The sequence below is a fragment of the Bacillus cereus group sp. BfR-BA-01309 genome, assembly GCF_022664315.1.
In the GTDB taxonomy this organism is placed as follows: domain Bacteria; phylum Bacillota; class Bacilli; order Bacillales; family Bacillaceae_G; genus Bacillus_A; species Bacillus_A mobilis.
On record NZ_JAKUHE010000024.1, the window covers coordinates 35,623 to 50,926 of the forward strand.

Genomic DNA, 15,304 nt, shown 5'->3' on the forward strand with positions numbered 1-15,304 from the left:
ATTGACATTTTTATAACCTAATATTAGTATCAGGTTATAAAATAAGTTAGGAGATGTTCCTATGCATTCTAAATCTCGTATTACTGCAATTGGTACTTATGTTCCAAATCAAATATTATCTAATAACGATTTAGAGAAAATGATTGATACGAACGATGAATGGATTGTACAAAGAACAGGAATGAAGGAAAGAAGAATTACTTGCGAAGACGAATACTCCTCACACTTAGCCATTCAAGCAATTGAAAATTTATGTACAACTTTTAAAAAGAACTTAGAAGATATAGATTGTATCATCGTCGCTACAACAACCGCTGACTATGTTTTTCCTAGTGTCGCGTGTCAAATACAACAACACTTCAACATACCCCATACAATAGCTTTTGATTTAAATGCAACTTGCGCTGGTTTCACATATGGCTTGCACGTTGGGAATAGCTTGATTACTTCTGGATCACATAAAAAAGTACTTGTCGTAGCAACTGAGACATTATCTAAAGTTACTGATTACACCGATAGAACGACTTGTATTTTATTCGGTGATGGTGCTGGCGCTATTTTATTAGAAAGGGATGAAAACAAACCGAGCTTTATTGCTGCTCATATGGGAACAAATGGGCACGGTGGTATTCATCTATACCGAACAAACTTATCTACTACTATGAATGGCACACAACTGCAAACAAATGAAAAAATCGTGCAAAATGGGCGAGAAGTATATAAATGGGCAACACGTACGGTGCCAGCAGGTATAAAAAAACTATTACATACCGCTAATATGCAAATAGATGATCTAGACTGGTTTATTCCTCATAGTGCTAACTTAAGAATGATCGAATCTATTTGCGAAAAATCTCAAATTTCAATGCAAAAAACATTAACGAGTGTGGAATATATGGGGAATACATCTTCCGTCTCTATTCCACTCGCTCTAGATCTAGCTAGAAAAGAACGAAAATTAAATAACGGAGACACACTTTTACTATACGGATTTGGCGGTGGTCTTACGCATTTAGGCCTTATTATAGAGTGGGATTTAAACTAACATTTTTTTATACAACTAACTACAAAAAAGCTGCATTCAAAGATTGGTTACTTCCCTTTGAACGCAGCTTTTTTTATCTTAATTTTATTTATCCCGCTTTAATGGGCAGTAAGACCCCCCCCACTAATTAAAGTTTCACTTTACCTGTCCGAGCCCATATCACAACAGGAATCAGCATGAAAGCTAAAACTCCTCCAGCTAATGACAATGCCGCATAACTTGAATTCGCTACTACCATACCTGACATCGCACCGCCAGAAGCTCCAGCTAGCGCAATGAACACATCTATTTTCCCTTGTGTTTTTGCACGTGTGGAAGGTATAGTTGCATCAACAATTTGAGCCGTACCACTTATTAAACCGAGGTTCCACCCTAATCCAAGTAAAGATAAAGCAACAATTAATAGTATTAAAGAATCACTCGGCGCGATTGCAGCTATGACACCTGCCGCTAGTAAAATTACTCCACCAGCTATACTCATCGTAGTTCTTCCAATTTTATCAATTAACATTCCCGTAACGAGAGATGGAAGGTACATGGCACCTACATGAAAACCAATCACAAGCCCTACTGCACTTAATCCATGACCGTGATGCCCCATATGAACTGGAGTCATCGTCATAATCGCAACCATCACGATTTGCGTAAGTATCATTACAATTGCCCCAACAGTAATACCTCGTTTGTTTTCTGTCGCTTCTTCTGTTACTGCTTGCCCTTTATATGTATGTTCTTGTTTATATGTTTCTATCATATTTGCAATAAGTAACGGATCTGGACGAAGCATAACAAATAGGACAATACCCGCCAGTATAAATGCAGCTGCAGATAATATAAACGGACCAGCAAGTTCAGGAATTCCAATTGAATGAGCAAACCTTCCCATTACACCTACTAAATTTGGACCTGCGACTGCACCAAAAGTCGTCATTACCATCGTAATACTAATAGCAGTTGCTCTTTGCTTCTTATTCGCTAAATCTGTTCCAGCATAACGCGCTTGTAAATTCGTAGCTGTGCCCGCGCCATATATAAGTAAAGAAACTAGTAAAAGAATAATACTATTTGTTAAAGCTGCCACCACAACTCCAATAGCCCCTAGTCCACCTACTATAAAACCTCCTGCAAGCCCTATGCGGCGGCCATGTTTTTGTGATAACTTGCCAACAAAGAAAGCCGCTACCGCAGATCCCATTGTAAACATAGCCGCCGGTAATCCTGCAAATGCATCGGTCCCAAGCATTTGTTGCGCAAGAAGTGCACCTACTGTAATGCCAGCAGCTAACCCTGCTCCGCCGAACATTTGTGAAATACTTACGATTATTAATGTTCTTTTGTATAATTTTTGTTGCTCTTCTTCTGTATATATATGATTACTTATTGAAGCATCTGCTGTATCTATCATTTTCTCACCCTTTCTATAAAACTAATACCTCTTGTTAATGTACTATAGAACAACAAAATCCCCAAATTTAAAATACGAACATTTATTTATACATGTAAAGAACCCTACGGCTTATGTTTCAACCATTACCGAAGAGTTCCCAAAATAACTATACTATTTTTTTCATAACTAGCGTTCCATCATTTGAATATAACTGATCTTTAACTTATTTCCCTTACAGTCCCCCAACCGCTCTTCCCCTTCTCCTTTTACTCCAAGCCTTTCCTTCCAAAAATAACAAACTTACTAAAGCACACATGAATATAATCGGCACACTTGCTTTATATAAATCTGTAAAACTCATAGCCATTTGATTTCGAGTATAGTGATTTACATCCTTCGAAAATACAAGTACTTCTTTTTTTATACTTTCCTCTTGTTTTTCAACTTCCTTTGTCACTTGATTCATAACTTCTTCTCTTTTTATATCTCTATATTCTACCGGAACATCATTTAATACTTCATTTACTTTTTGGCGGATTAATTCATCTTTTTTCTCTTTATTTAACTCTACAAATGTTTCATTTTGATGTTTTTCTGCATTTGTTTCTATACTTTGGTTCTCTATTTTTTCTTTTGTTATTTGCAATATCTCAGCTTGCTGGGCACTATTCACATGAATATTACGCACTTTTTCTTCTGCATAACGATATACATTCTCTTTATTTACAGTTATGTTGTACGTTAAGTTAGATACAAATATTGCAACTGCTAATACAATTCCAACTTGTCGTAACATCGAGACAACACTTTGAGAAGCAGTTAATAATTCCCCTTCAAACGAAGAAGCACTTAAAACTGTAATTGGACCTACTACTAAACCATACCCAACACCTAATATCATACATGGAATAATTATTTCTATATTTGTTGAATTAACATCAATCATTTGCAACCAATAATAAGATACACCCATAATAAGAAAGCCTGACAAAATAATAGTTACTTTGCCAAGCTTTTTAATTAATGTTGCTGCAACTGGTGAAACAAAAAATATCATTGCTGAAATAGGTGTCACTAAAAAAGCTGCCTCGATTTCCGTTCGGCCTTGTATTTTCGTTAAGAACGTTGGAAGTAATACAGTTACTCCAATTAAAAACAAATTACTTAATATTACAACGATAGATGCTCCAACAAATATACGATCTTTAAATAAATTTAAATTTACCATTGGATTATGAATCTTTCGTTCCACTAGAACAAATAGAATAAGAGAAATAGTGCTAATTGCATAACAAGACAAAGCTATATTACTTTGCCATCCCCATGCATTGCCTTTTACTAATATGAGAGTAAAAGAAAAAATTGCTGCGCTACTTAATAGTAGTCCTACCCAATCTATTTTTGAAATAATACGTTCTTCATTTTTTATTTGTAACATAATGCAGCATAAAATGACTCCAAGAATACAAATTGGAATATTAACGAAGAACACCCATCTCCAACCGAAATTTTGTGTAATAATTCCACCTATTACTGGTCCCATCGCGGCTGATAATCCTTGTGATACTCCTAAAATTGCAAGTGCAACATGCCTCTTAGCTAATGGCATTGCTGATACACCAATTACCATACTTGTCGGAAATAAAATCGCTGCACCTACACTTTGTATAAAGCGAGAAAAGATAAGGAAATCGCCCGTATTAGCAAAAGCACAAAGTACGGATCCACCGCCAAAAATTATCAAACCAAGAATATACATCTTTGCTTTCCCAAAAATATCAGCTATCCGCCCTAACGGAATGGCGAGTACCGCAATCGTCATCGTATATACATTTAATACCCAAGACATCTTTTCTAATGACGTATTTACACTCGTTTGTATCGCGGGTAAAGCTATATTCATAATTGTCGTATCAATCATACAAAGAAATATACCTAGACACATTAAAAAGACAACCTTAATACCCTTTGATTGCTCCATGTTCATCTACCCCTTTATTTATTATGAACGGATTTTTCATTCTTCCATTTTATTGTGTTCTTTTGCTTCTAGTTGCTCTAGTTTTCTTTTCAACATCTCTACTTGAGCACTATACGATGCGATACCTACATCGAGTGAAATTTCCTCAACAAAAGTAATACCTTCTCTCCACTTTTCATATTTCAAACGAAGATCCGCAATGTATACCTCTTTCCTTTCAATCTCGTCCTCAATCCATTTTTTTATCGCCTTGTCATCGCTATAATTACCGAAATACATCCTCATTAAAAAATCTGAACGTAAAACATCTTTCTCTACATCTGTTTGCATGTATTGATAAAATTCTTCACGTCCTTCATCTGTAATAAAGTACATTTTTTTATTCGGTTTTCCTTCTTGCATAATAACCTCTTTTTTTATTTTCCCCTCTTTTTCCAACTGTCGTAACGTTGGATAAATCATTCCAAAACTCCCATCAAAAAAATGAGTAAATACGTCTTCGAACACAATTTTAATATCATAACCAGACAATTCTTTTTCCATCAATAAACCTAAAACAACATCTCTTCCCTTCAAAATAAGACCCCCACATTGTATATAATCAATAATTATATTAACAATGTTAATATAATTATTGATTATATACCTTATTCCGTTAATTGTAAAATGTTTCTAAATAAAAAAATACCCTGTAATTTTATTGTTCAAAATTACAGGGTAACTCTACTTTATATTTCATATGTAAACTCTGTACTATTTTACAACTGCATCTTCATTAGCTGCAAAAACCTCTGTCTTTCCCTCTTTTATTTCATGATAATACGAAGGTAATTCTATATTATGTTCTAAGAGGTAATCCTCAATTAATGAAATAATCACTTTCAACGTTTTCAATCGAGCGTATAATTTATCGTTACTCGCGATAATTTGCCATTTCGCATTTGGCTTATTTGTTTTTTCAAACATGTCTTCCATCGCTTCAACATATTCATCCCATTTTTCACGGTTGCGCCAATCTTCGTCTGTAATTTTCCATCTTTTCAAAGGATTGTTCTCTCTATCTTTAAACCTCTTTAATTGTTCGTCTTTACTAATATGATAGAAAAACTTTCCGACTATATAATGATCATCTGTTAATAGTTTTTCAAAATCATTAATCTCATCATACGCTCTCGTCCACTCTTCCTTTGTAGCAAAACCTTCAACACGCTCAACTAACACACGGCCGTACCATGAGCGATCAAAAATAGTAATTTGTCCGTACTGAGGAAGTTTTCGCCAGAAACGTTGCAAGTAATGGTACCGTTTTTCATGAGGTGCTGGTGCTCCAATTGGATTTACTTGGAACCCACGTGGATCAAGGTGTTCTGTCACTCGCTTAATCGCTCCACCTTTTCCAGCCGCATCCCAGCCTTCCATAACGAGCATCACTGCGATTTTTTCTTCTTTTACTATTTGCTGCAATGCTAATAAGCGCCTTTGATATTTTTCAAGTTTCTTATTGTACTTAGATTTCGATTCAATTCTTTTCGTTACATCTACTTTAGCAAGATGTCCATTTTCCATAAAACAAATCCCCCTTGTTGTATGACAATGTTATTTTAACATATTTTTGGAAATTTTTTCACATTAGAAAAAACTGTGTAGAAAAATCTCTACACAGCTTCCTTCTCTAATTGCACATCTACTTCAATATTCTCATTTTTATTTTTCACAGCTTTCATAAAGAATACAGCCGTTAATATAACGGTATTCCCCCCGCACCTACCATATAAGATGTGTTTAACTGAATGTTAAAAGCAATTTTTGCATTTAAAATATAAATTATATTCATGATTGTCACAAATATCACCTTACATTATATGGTATATACTCACATAAAGAGAAGATAATAATAAATAAATCCGTTACAGAATGGTGGCTCTCTAAAAATGAAAAGAAAAATATTTTCTCTCTTTGCACTAATCTGTTTAGCATTGCCAATACAAGCTAGTGCATACACATTCCAATCACTACCAATTGAATCAAAGTCAAAACAGTGGTATATCAAAATTGATAAATCCCATAACGCAAACAAGCAAGCAGTGCAGCCAAAACAAGGTGTGTATGATACATATCGTTTACTCGTAAAAAACATCGGTAATGATGTGTCAAACATAGCTGTAGAAATAGTTGATAACACTCCTACCTCTAAAGTTGCTTTTAATCCTACTACATTACATAACAACGTTTCAAAAAGTCAGACAAGCTTTGACTACATCGTATTCCCTTTAGACTTTCACAGCCATAATTTCAAAGTCGTCATCACTTGGGAAGAAAATAATTTCTCTTACAACGGCCATCCGGTAAATGAGGGGGAACAAATGAAACAAACATTTGTATTCCATGAAGAGTAAGCCCTAATTTGATTATGGCTTACTCTTCATTTACAAAACCATATTGAATCGCTTCTGTTACCTCTTTTGTGATTTCCAGTTCTGTTGCTTCGGTGCTAATTTTCTTACGCCAAATATGTACAGAAGGCTTTTCGTTACAAAGATGTTTTAATAATACTAGTTGATTATATGTTAGCGTATTTTCTCTACGGGTAACGATATAGACTGTGAAATTTTTTGCTTCAAAGATCTTTTCCTGCAAAGTGTATTCGCTGTCCAATTCCTTTGCTACTATGTCGTTCAAGTTTTCTATAATCATATAAGTCGTTCCCCTTCCCTTATATCATCAATCAAATCTTCGAATACTTGGTACACATAACGCTATTCCAATTGTTACAAGTACTAATATAGCTAGTGTTATAATCGTTATCTCGCCACCTATGACAGTAGCTAACCATCCTACAACCACATAACCTAGTGGCAATAAAGCAAATGAACCTAGCATATCAAGGCTTGCCACTCTTCCAAATGCTTCTTCTGGTACGAGTTCTTGTAAACTTGTTTCCCAAATGAGTCCAAATATCATCATACCGAACCCTTCAATTGCCATTAATCCAATTAATGCAGGTGCCCAAGTAATAAACGGCATTATTAAAAGCGCACAACCACTTATTAGTACACCACCATAGGCAAGTAATCCCCGCTTATGCCACCGTTCCCTCCCGCCAAATATTAGCGCGGCAATTACAGCTCCAACACCAGAAGATGCCATTCCTAATCCATACACGTATGCTTCAAAATGATGATGAACATTAAATAACCATGGAATTAATACGACGATAATGCCGGCATAACAAATGTTTACAAAAGAAAAAACTAAAATTGTAACCCACAACCACGGATGACTTTTTAAAACGAAAACACCCTCCATAAACTCTTGTTTGTAATCAATCTTCCTCTTTTCGATGGGTTTTACTTTTTTAAACTTTATTTCTCTTAAAAATAATAAACAAAAAAATGATAGCAAATATGTTACTGCATCCAGTCCAAATCCTATTCCAGCAGATGCAACTGAAACGACTAATCCTCCAAGAGCCGGTCCTATTAGTCGTATACCTTGATTACTCATTTGCGTTAATGCATTAGCTGCATTTCGAATTTCCGGTACAAATACTTTCGCTCTTACAGCCGCATATGCTGGCTGAAATATCCCTTCCATAAGCCCATATAATGCTACGAGTACATATAGAAGTGGAATTGTTAAAACATCCATAAATATAAGCATTGCAAGTAATAGCATTAATGTGCAACGGATTATATCTGTAAATAACATTAATTTCACCCGATCAATTCGATCTACTACTAATCCAGCAAACGGTAACGCAAGAACATTAGGAAGCATATACATTGCCATTGTCATTCCCATTACAACTGTTGAACCAGTTAATGAATACACAACGACTGGCAAAATAACCATCGTTATAGAACTGCCTAAAGTCGAAAGCAATTGCCCAATCCACAAAAATTTAAAATGTGGTGATGCTTTAACTGGCAACAATAATTTTCCAACATACCCCAAATCTTTTTCTCTTTGTACTTCCCCTTGCATTTCTCTCTCCTCTTTTCAATTGATTATAGGATTTATAATATATATAACTGAAAATTAGTACTATTCTATTTTTGATTATATAAGAAACTATTATGTTATGGTAAAATTATCAAGAAAAATAAAGGAGAATACATGATTATGCCTCAAAACCCTCATAACATCGAGCACCGCATCTATACAATGTGTATGATCCAGCAAAATAATGACGTTTTACTTATAAAACGTCCCAATCATCGAGGTTTTCCTGGCTACATAGCTCCTGGCGGAAAAGTAGATTTCCCAGAAAGCATCTTACAAGCTGCTATACGAGAATCGAAAGAGGAAACCGGCCTTCACGTTTCTAACTTAATTTTCAAGGGACTAGATGAATACGTAAATCCGAAAGAAAATGTTCGATATATGGTATTCAATTATTGGACAGACTCATTTGATGGTGAACTTCTTAGGAACCCTCCTGAGGGCGAATTATTATGGGTGCCAATTGATGAAGCACTAAATCTTCCTATGCAAGATTGGTTTAAAGAGAGATTCCCATTATTTTTTGAAAAGGGTACGTTTGAAATTCAACGCGTTTGGGACCGAGACTTAGATAAACAAATTGCTATAACAATTACACATACATAAAAAAGCTTGGAATCTCTCCAAGCTTTTCTTACTTCTCCTCTATTTTCTTAATTTCATAATCAATTTCTAAAAACTTAACTCCAAATATCCACATTCTATGATTAGCTTCTAATATGTGATTCGTGCGCTCTTTTATAATAAATGTCTCTGCTAACGGTAAACGTATTGTAAAGAAACGAGTATGTAAATAAATACCCTCATCTCCCTTACCATTTTCTCTTAACTTACTAGTAATGATTAAATCATTACTCTTATTACATAATTTCAAAATCCCTGTCATATTCGAATATGGTAAAGGTAATGCAATATTCATATATGTCTCGTTCATATATGTATGCTTTGAGTAAAGAGCTACAAATATAGATTCTCCTGCTTCATTTTTTCTTAGCCAAGCCCTTACATCCTCTCTTCCATCCGTCTCATCTATTATCCCGACGATAGAGCCATGCATCGTTTCCCACTTGCCTCCCATTCCTAAATGTATTTGTCCTACACGTTTACTCATTTTTTCATAGCAAAATGCAAGCGGGTGGAACCAACGATTCCATTTAATATGTGATTGTAACTCATACTCTTTTGTATTTTCATAAAAGCGAACAATGCTTAAAGGAATCTTCGCCGCGTCAAATAACTCACTATGAAAATCATTCATTTTATCAACTAAACCGTTGTATGCCTTACTATCTATTAAATTTCTGTTATGTAAAAATGCTTCCCCAACTGTCGCATTTCCTCTTAACCTGCTCATTGGTTTCCCGTAATATTCATAATTCGGAGCACTCTTTTCAATCATCCAACCGACAAATGCCGGTAACGCTACTCCAATTCCATTGACAACACCGTGGATCCAAACCATTTGAGCAATTGTAATCGTCATTACATGTTTCAAATTCCCATATGAATATATAAGTGAAAACATAATAGTTACCATGAGTGTACTAGAAGATATGATCAGAAGAACCTTTGCACTGATAGCATTAAATTTCGTGCGCCAAACATACATCCCATAACTATAAATAGCGCATAAATATAGGAACACTGCAAAAAATTCAAATACCCTTGAATACGTAATTCCTATTGCAACTGTCATAGGTGAAATGACGATGATAAACATAATAGCATCATATACTTTACTTCTCTTTTCTCTTTTTCTCCCAATTAAACCAGCTGATAACGGCAGTAGAAATGCCGAATAATGGAAGTGTGCAGCGGTAAGCAAAACAATGTCAGAACTAAAGTGCATAATGGAGAGTTTTGCTACTACAGCAAAAAACCAGAAACCACCTAAAAACAAATACATAAACGCACTATCGATAGCCGTCTCTTCTAACGGTTTCCATCCGCTTTCTAGTAATCTACTTACACCAAATAACGCAACAATTCCTGTATATACAAACCAAAGTAACGCAAAGAAATAGTGATTTGTTACGAAAGCTAGCGTTGCACTAATTGCTGCGATTGGATATAACAGCACTACAAATTTATAAAAGAATACATACGATCCATTTCTTGTTTTCTTATCAATAATGCAAAATGACATCGGTATAAATAACAAAATAGATAATAATATAATTGCTTCAACTGGGTTTATATTTGACCACTCATATATTAGAAAAATAGTATAACAAGCAAGTCCAACTATTATATTTTTCATATTATTTATTTCCTCTCCACAAATGTTCCCTTATATGAAAATAATGAACCAATTAACGGATTTCGTACTTGTACATGAATTCGAAAGCATTGTAGTGTTTCATCATAACTTTCTACAATGTTGGCCTCTCCGTATAAAAACCTAGGTAACGGGACTTTCCTTCCAAACATGTAAAACCATTGTTTCTTTGAAGAAATATGCATTGCCCCCACCTCATCAATATGAAAATTCAATGTAGAAACAAGTATGTGCGGCTCACCAAAATAATCTACAATTTCATTATTCTCTTCATCCATCTGCATAATAGCGTTAAAGTATCTTTTCTTATTATGAAAATAAAAAGTACGATTCCACCGCACAAGTTCATTTCCATGTTCATCTCGCTCAGCGGTATTATGTATTGTAAATGGCACTTCCTTCCCCCGCTCAGAGAAAAAAATTCTAAACTTCGATGCAATTTTTAATATTAATTTTACGAAAATAGAACCTCCGTAAATTTCATCCATTTTTCCTTCTCCAGTAAAGCTATTTTCTTCCGTAATCTCATAGCGTTTCTGTAATTTCGGATGAAGTTTTTTATAAGAATCCCCTAGTAGTCTTTCATACATATTAGCCATACATTATCCCTTTCTCTTCCTCTTGCAATTTTTTGCACTTGGCAAATTCGTGCTATTTATATAACCGACAATTGATAACCCCATTAGTAGAACATTTAATGTAATTGGATTAAACGGCTCTGTAAAGCTTACGATATTCGTAAATCCTGCCGCTATCGTTAAGGCTATTAAAATAAAAATATGTACGACAAATACTTTTCGTTTCGGAAATGGCAACAGCCATAGGACACCAAAAATAATTTCTAGTAATCCAATTATTTTAAGTACAAAAATACTATGTTCAGTTGAACCAATCATCACAGATAGCATTTTTACTTCTTCTGAATGAGTAAAAACTAGTTTCGGCACTATTCCTTGATACATCCATACAAATGCAAATAAAAAACATACGAGCCAGTATGTCATTGTTCTTCTAATTAGTAATCTAGGATGCAATCCCTTTTCTAACCATAATTTTAAAGCATCAAAACTCCAAGCAGTCGCCCAGCCCAATAACGGCCGAAACATATAGATATCTATTACATTCCCTATACGACCAAACCTCGTATTATAATCATATTGTGTCTCAAAATGAATGTGTTCTTTACACGGTGTATACTTCCAATAACCACGCCCTATTTGAATAAGTGATAATTGATTGTCTGTCCAAAATTTTAAAGAAGAAATCCGTTCACCTGTTTCTTTTCTTATTTCACCTATCGATTCCCCTTCACCAGCTATTTCAAGTCCAAATCCGATTTTTGTTTTATATAAAAACTTCTGTGGTTCTCCTTCCGTTTTCTCTAAATACGAAATTTCAGTAAAGCGAGCATCCCATTCTGTATGTATATCTGGTTCCTGCGTATATCCCCATAATTTTTCCATTGTTGTATTCATTTCTGCCGAAACATAAATAGGCTTTTTCCCCTTCATTCTTCCACCTCCTATGCACTATAAGTTTAATGTACATGCAATGAATTTATTTTGCTACATTTTTCACAAACTCTTTTAAGAAAAGAAAGAATTTTTAAAATTTATACAAAACACTTGATTCCCCGAAAAATTTAAATTATTATAAAACAAATGTTACCAACAACTTTATAAATCAAACACTCTCGCCTAAAACGTGAGATAGAGGTTGCGATACTTATGATTATTCTAATGGAGACACAGAGATGTCTACGAAATTAGATGAAAGGAAGTATTGCCGAAATCGATAATCTTCTCTGCATTTATCGATTGGGGCTGTTTTCGAATAGAAACAGAACTGTCATATGTACAGAAGTGTATGTATGAAGAGCTATCTACAAAAAAGAGATATCATTCTTATGATATTCCTTTTTTGGCGGTTTTTTTTATTAGCTCCGTTTTCTGTTTCCCTTTTCCTGTAACAGCACCATCCTCACTTATTTGAGATGGTGTTTTTTGTTTTTCTCTGGTAACTACAGGAATATTGGGATTTATATATGTCCTAATCTATTCTTAAAAATGGATGAAAGAAGGAATTCGTAATGGAAACGATTGTACAAAAATTTGGCGGCACTTCTGTCGGAAGTGTTGAGCGTATTCAACATGTAGCAAATTTAATTATTGAAGAATATGAACGAGGACATAATATCGTCTCTGTCGTTTCGGCAATGGGAAAGAGCACAGATGAACTTGTCGCACTTGCTAACGCGATTTCAGAAAATCCGAGTAAACGCGAAATGGATATGCTTCTATCTACAGGAGAACAAGTAACTATTTCATTATTAACGATGGCACTCCAAGCAAAAGGTTATAACGCGATTTCATTAACAGGATGGCAAGCTGGTATTACGACAGAATCTGTACATAGTAGTGCACGGATTACTGACATTCATACAGATCGAATTCAATCTTATCTTACTGAAGGTACGATTGTTATTGTAGCTGGCTTCCAAGGAGTTAGTGAAAACCATGAAATTACAACGCTTGGACGCGGTGGTTCTGATACAACTGCTGTTGCATTAGCTGCTGCACTGAAAGCAAAAAAATGCGATATTTACACGGATGTGACCGGTGTTTATTCGACGGACCCACGAGTTGTAAAAAACTCTTATAAATTAGATGAAATTTCTTATGACGAAATGCTAGAGCTAGCAAATCTCGGTGCTGGTGTATTACACCCACGTGCTGTTGAATTTGCTAAAAATCATAATGTCATTTTAGAAGTTCGCTCAAGTATGGAACAAGAAAACGGAACAATTGTAAAAGGAGAATGTAACATGGAACAACAATCAATCGTTAAAGGTATTGCATTTGAAGATAATATTACACGCGTCACAATGAAAGGATTGGAACACGGTTCACTTTCAACAGTCTTCTCTACATTAGCAGCGGCACATATTAATGTAGATATCATCATTCAAAGTATTACAAATGAAGGAACTGTTCACCTCTCCTTCTCAATCCATTCTAATGATTTAAAAGAAACATTAGAGGTATTAGAACAATATCAAGAAACGTTACAATATGAATCTGTAGAATATGAAAATCATTTAGCAAAAGTATCAATTGTAGGATCTGGTATGGTCTCTAATCCAGGTGTTGCTGCGAATATGTTCACTACTTTAAAAGAAGAAGATATTCATATTAAAATGGTAAGTACATCAGAAATTAAAGTGTCTGTCGTTATTGACCGCCTTCATTTAGTAACAGGTGTCGAGGCGCTGCATCAATCATTTATGGCGAAAATTGAGCCTTTAGTGCAGATGAGCTAATTTCCACTAGTAAAACTTAAAACAAATTATATGAATCTATTTCCTACCTATATTAATAGAAATAGGATGGGAATATTTTGCGGGGAAGTCGAAGTTATATTACCGAATAGAAACTACATTATCAAACCCTTAAAATAATAGCATTCACGAAAGAAAGTTCACGCGTATTTCAATAGTAGAGGGTTTACGAAGTGTTGTTCGTTAATAAGATATTATATACTATACTGAAAACACCTTGTCACACTTTCCTACACTGTGACAAGGTGTTTTTGGTTTAGAAGGAACTTTAGTATAATTATGGGGAGAATTAAATAATACATTTCTACATATAAGGAGATAAAAACTATGGCAAACAACAAATTACTAAGAATGGACAATGTCAGCATCGTTGTAGAATCTCTTGATAACGCAATATCTTTCTTCGAAGAGATTGGATTAAAACTAGAAGGACGCGCTACTGTCGAAGGTGAATGGGCCGGTCGCGTAACTGGTCTCGGTTCTCAGTGCGTGGAGATTGCTATGATGGTAACCCCAGATGGCCATAGCCGAATTGAACTTTCGCGATTTCTCACACCACCTACTATTGCAGATCACCGGACAGCTCCTGTAAATGCCCTCGGTTATTTGCGCGTCATGTTCACCGTTGAAGACATTGACGAAATGGTATCTAGACTTACTAAGAAGCATGGTGCTCAGCTCGTTGGTGAAGTAGTTCAGTACGAGAATTCGTATCGACTTTGCTACATTCGTGGAACTGAAGGAATTTTAATTGGTTTAGCAGAAGAACTCGGTAATAAATAAGTAATGTTTTATAAGAAGTCTTTACTAAAGTAAAAATATTTGAAAGAAATTCTTGCTTCATAAAACTTAGATTTCCAACCCCGTCCTAACTTTAGAACGGGGTTATGCTTGTTTGAGCTTTTTAACATACTATCATCATCTCAAAATCATTATAAGACAATTTTCATTCGTTATACTCTTTCCTAGGAAATATAACTTACGCTTCTCACTTCTTATCATATATGTGACATTATACATTTCGCTAAGCAAAATTAAATTATCAATATCCGGACAGCTTTTATCATGTTCCCACTTATACACAGCTTGCCTTGTCACACCAATTTTTTTAGCAACATCTTCCTGTGAAAACCCGTTTGACTCTCGTAATCTTTTAAGTTGTTGTCCTAAGCTCATAACGTCCCCTGGTTTAAAATTCTTATAAAAATCTATAAATTGTTGGCGAACCAAGTCAAATGCCAACTACCGAAAAGGAATCTCACCTTTTTCCTGTC

14 protein-coding genes, 2 pseudogenes and 1 riboswitch are annotated in these 15,304 nt (G+C 34.9%); of the genes and pseudogenes, 5 read left to right on the top strand and 11 right to left on the bottom strand.

What is annotated here, in order from left to right; all coding sequences use genetic code 11:
- Positions 1-61 precede the first annotated feature (61 nt).
- Positions 62-1,045 (top strand): ketoacyl-ACP synthase III, encoded by a 984-nt coding sequence (locus MR115_RS26950; protein ID WP_242243328.1) that lies wholly within the window; start codon positions 62-64, stop codon positions 1,043-1,045.
- Positions 1,046-1,172: 127 nt separating this feature from the next.
- Here MR115_RS26950 and MR115_RS26955 read toward each other — a convergent pair whose 3' ends face one another.
- The 5 genes and pseudogenes from MR115_RS26955 to MR115_RS26975 all read right to left on the bottom strand — a co-directional run.
- On the bottom strand, positions 1,173-2,450 hold the full coding sequence (locus MR115_RS26955; protein ID WP_242243329.1) for an MFS transporter: 1,278 nt from the start codon (positions 2,448-2,450) through the stop codon (positions 1,173-1,175).
- Between the two features lie 214 nt (positions 2,451-2,664).
- Positions 2,665-4,413, bottom strand: coding sequence for an MFS transporter (locus MR115_RS26960; protein WP_242243330.1), 1,749 nt, complete (start codon positions 4,411-4,413; stop codon positions 2,665-2,667).
- Between the two features lie 36 nt (positions 4,414-4,449).
- Entirely contained in the window at positions 4,450-4,989 is a 540-nt protein-coding gene (locus MR115_RS26965) for a PadR family transcriptional regulator (RefSeq protein ID WP_063263601.1), read from the bottom strand.
- 177 nt (positions 4,990-5,166) lie between these two features.
- Entirely contained in the window at positions 5,167-5,979 is an 813-nt protein-coding gene (locus tag MR115_RS26970; protein ID WP_063263602.1) for a polyphosphate kinase 2 family protein, read from the bottom strand.
- Positions 5,980-6,068: 89 nt separating this feature from the next.
- A pseudogene (locus tag MR115_RS26975) lies at positions 6,069-6,262 on the bottom strand (carbon starvation CstA family protein); the annotation flags it as partial.
- Positions 6,263-6,344: 82 nt separating this feature from the next.
- Here MR115_RS26975 and MR115_RS26980 point away from each other — a divergent pair.
- The gene (locus tag MR115_RS26980) at positions 6,345-6,809 is read left to right on the top strand and encodes a hypothetical protein (RefSeq protein WP_242243331.1); all 465 of its coding nucleotides are present in this window, start codon (positions 6,345-6,347) and stop codon (positions 6,807-6,809) included.
- 19 nt (positions 6,810-6,828) lie between these two features.
- Here the strand turns inward: MR115_RS26980 and MR115_RS26985 are convergent, their stop codons facing one another.
- Positions 6,829-7,107 carry a hypothetical protein gene (locus tag MR115_RS26985; RefSeq protein WP_242243332.1) on the bottom strand — a complete coding sequence of 93 codons (279 nt, stop codon included), beginning with the start codon at positions 7,105-7,107 and terminating at the stop codon, positions 6,829-6,831.
- Positions 7,108-7,134: 27 nt separating this feature from the next.
- Positions 7,135-8,397, bottom strand: coding sequence for an MFS transporter (locus tag MR115_RS26990; RefSeq protein ID WP_242243333.1), 1,263 nt, complete (start codon positions 8,395-8,397; stop codon positions 7,135-7,137).
- Positions 8,398-8,535: 138 nt separating this feature from the next.
- Between MR115_RS26990 and MR115_RS26995 the strand changes: the two genes are divergently transcribed.
- Positions 8,536-9,021 carry an 8-oxo-dGTP diphosphatase gene (locus MR115_RS26995; RefSeq protein WP_242243334.1) on the top strand — a complete coding sequence of 162 codons (486 nt, stop codon included), beginning with the start codon at positions 8,536-8,538 and terminating at the stop codon, positions 9,019-9,021.
- 28 nt (positions 9,022-9,049) lie between these two features.
- Here MR115_RS26995 and MR115_RS27000 read toward each other — a convergent pair whose 3' ends face one another.
- The 3 genes from MR115_RS27000 to MR115_RS27010 are packed head-to-tail and all read right to left on the bottom strand — an operon-like array spanning position 9,050 to position 12,204.
- Entirely contained in the window at positions 9,050-10,675 is a 1,626-nt protein-coding gene (locus MR115_RS27000; RefSeq protein ID WP_242243335.1) for a YndJ family protein, read from the bottom strand.
- A gap of 5 nt (positions 10,676-10,680) precedes the next feature.
- Positions 10,681-11,292 (bottom strand): DUF4166 domain-containing protein, encoded by a 612-nt coding sequence (locus MR115_RS27005; RefSeq protein WP_242243336.1) that lies wholly within the window; start codon positions 11,290-11,292, stop codon positions 10,681-10,683.
- 3 nt (positions 11,293-11,295) lie between these two features.
- Positions 11,296-12,204 (bottom strand): DoxX-like family protein, encoded by a 909-nt coding sequence (locus MR115_RS27010; protein ID WP_242243337.1) that lies wholly within the window; start codon positions 12,202-12,204, stop codon positions 11,296-11,298.
- Between the two features lie 191 nt (positions 12,205-12,395).
- Positions 12,396-12,582: riboswitch (Lysine riboswitch) on the top strand.
- 200 nt (positions 12,583-12,782) lie between these two features.
- Here MR115_RS27010 and MR115_RS27015 point away from each other — a divergent pair.
- On the top strand, positions 12,783-14,012 hold the full coding sequence (locus MR115_RS27015; RefSeq protein ID WP_242243338.1) for an aspartate kinase: 1,230 nt from the start codon (positions 12,783-12,785) through the stop codon (positions 14,010-14,012).
- Positions 14,013-14,357: 345 nt separating this feature from the next.
- A complete protein-coding gene (locus tag MR115_RS27020; RefSeq protein WP_242243339.1) occupies positions 14,358-14,813 on the top strand; it encodes a VOC family protein in 456 nt (151 codons plus the stop codon).
- Positions 14,814-15,035: 222 nt separating this feature from the next.
- On the opposite strand, the pseudogene MR115_RS27025 reads toward MR115_RS27020, so the two are convergent.
- A pseudogene (locus MR115_RS27025) lies at positions 15,036-15,206 on the bottom strand (helix-turn-helix transcriptional regulator); the annotation flags it as partial.
- Between the last annotated feature and the right edge of the window lie 98 nt (positions 15,207-15,304).

Coding starts and splice junctions, on each gene's coding strand:
- MR115_RS26950 (WP_242243328.1), top strand. CDS start 62: ATGCATTCTAAATCTCGTATTACTGCAATTGGTACTTATGTTCCAAAT.
- MR115_RS26955 (WP_242243329.1), bottom strand. CDS start 2,450: ATGATAGATACAGCAGATGCTTCAATAAGTAATCATATATATACAGAA.
- MR115_RS26960 (WP_242243330.1), bottom strand. CDS start 4,413: ATGGAGCAATCAAAGGGTATTAAGGTTGTCTTTTTAATGTGTCTAGGT.
- MR115_RS26970 (WP_063263602.1), bottom strand. CDS start 5,979: ATGGAAAATGGACATCTTGCTAAAGTAGATGTAACGAAAAGAATTGAA.
- MR115_RS26980 (WP_242243331.1), top strand. CDS start 6,345: ATGAAAAGAAAAATATTTTCTCTCTTTGCACTAATCTGTTTAGCATTG.
- MR115_RS26985 (WP_242243332.1), bottom strand. CDS start 7,107: ATGATTATAGAAAACTTGAACGACATAGTAGCAAAGGAATTGGACAGC.
- MR115_RS26990 (WP_242243333.1), bottom strand. CDS start 8,397: ATGCAAGGGGAAGTACAAAGAGAAAAAGATTTGGGGTATGTTGGAAAA.
- MR115_RS26995 (WP_242243334.1), top strand. CDS start 8,536: ATGCCTCAAAACCCTCATAACATCGAGCACCGCATCTATACAATGTGT.
- MR115_RS27000 (WP_242243335.1), bottom strand. CDS start 10,675: ATGAAAAATATAATAGTTGGACTTGCTTGTTATACTATTTTTCTAATA.
- MR115_RS27005 (WP_242243336.1), bottom strand. CDS start 11,292: ATGGCTAATATGTATGAAAGACTACTAGGGGATTCTTATAAAAAACTT.
- MR115_RS27010 (WP_242243337.1), bottom strand. CDS start 12,204: ATGAAGGGGAAAAAGCCTATTTATGTTTCGGCAGAAATGAATACAACA.
- MR115_RS27015 (WP_242243338.1), top strand. CDS start 12,783: ATGGAAACGATTGTACAAAAATTTGGCGGCACTTCTGTCGGAAGTGTT.
- MR115_RS27020 (WP_242243339.1), top strand. CDS start 14,358: ATGGCAAACAACAAATTACTAAGAATGGACAATGTCAGCATCGTTGTA.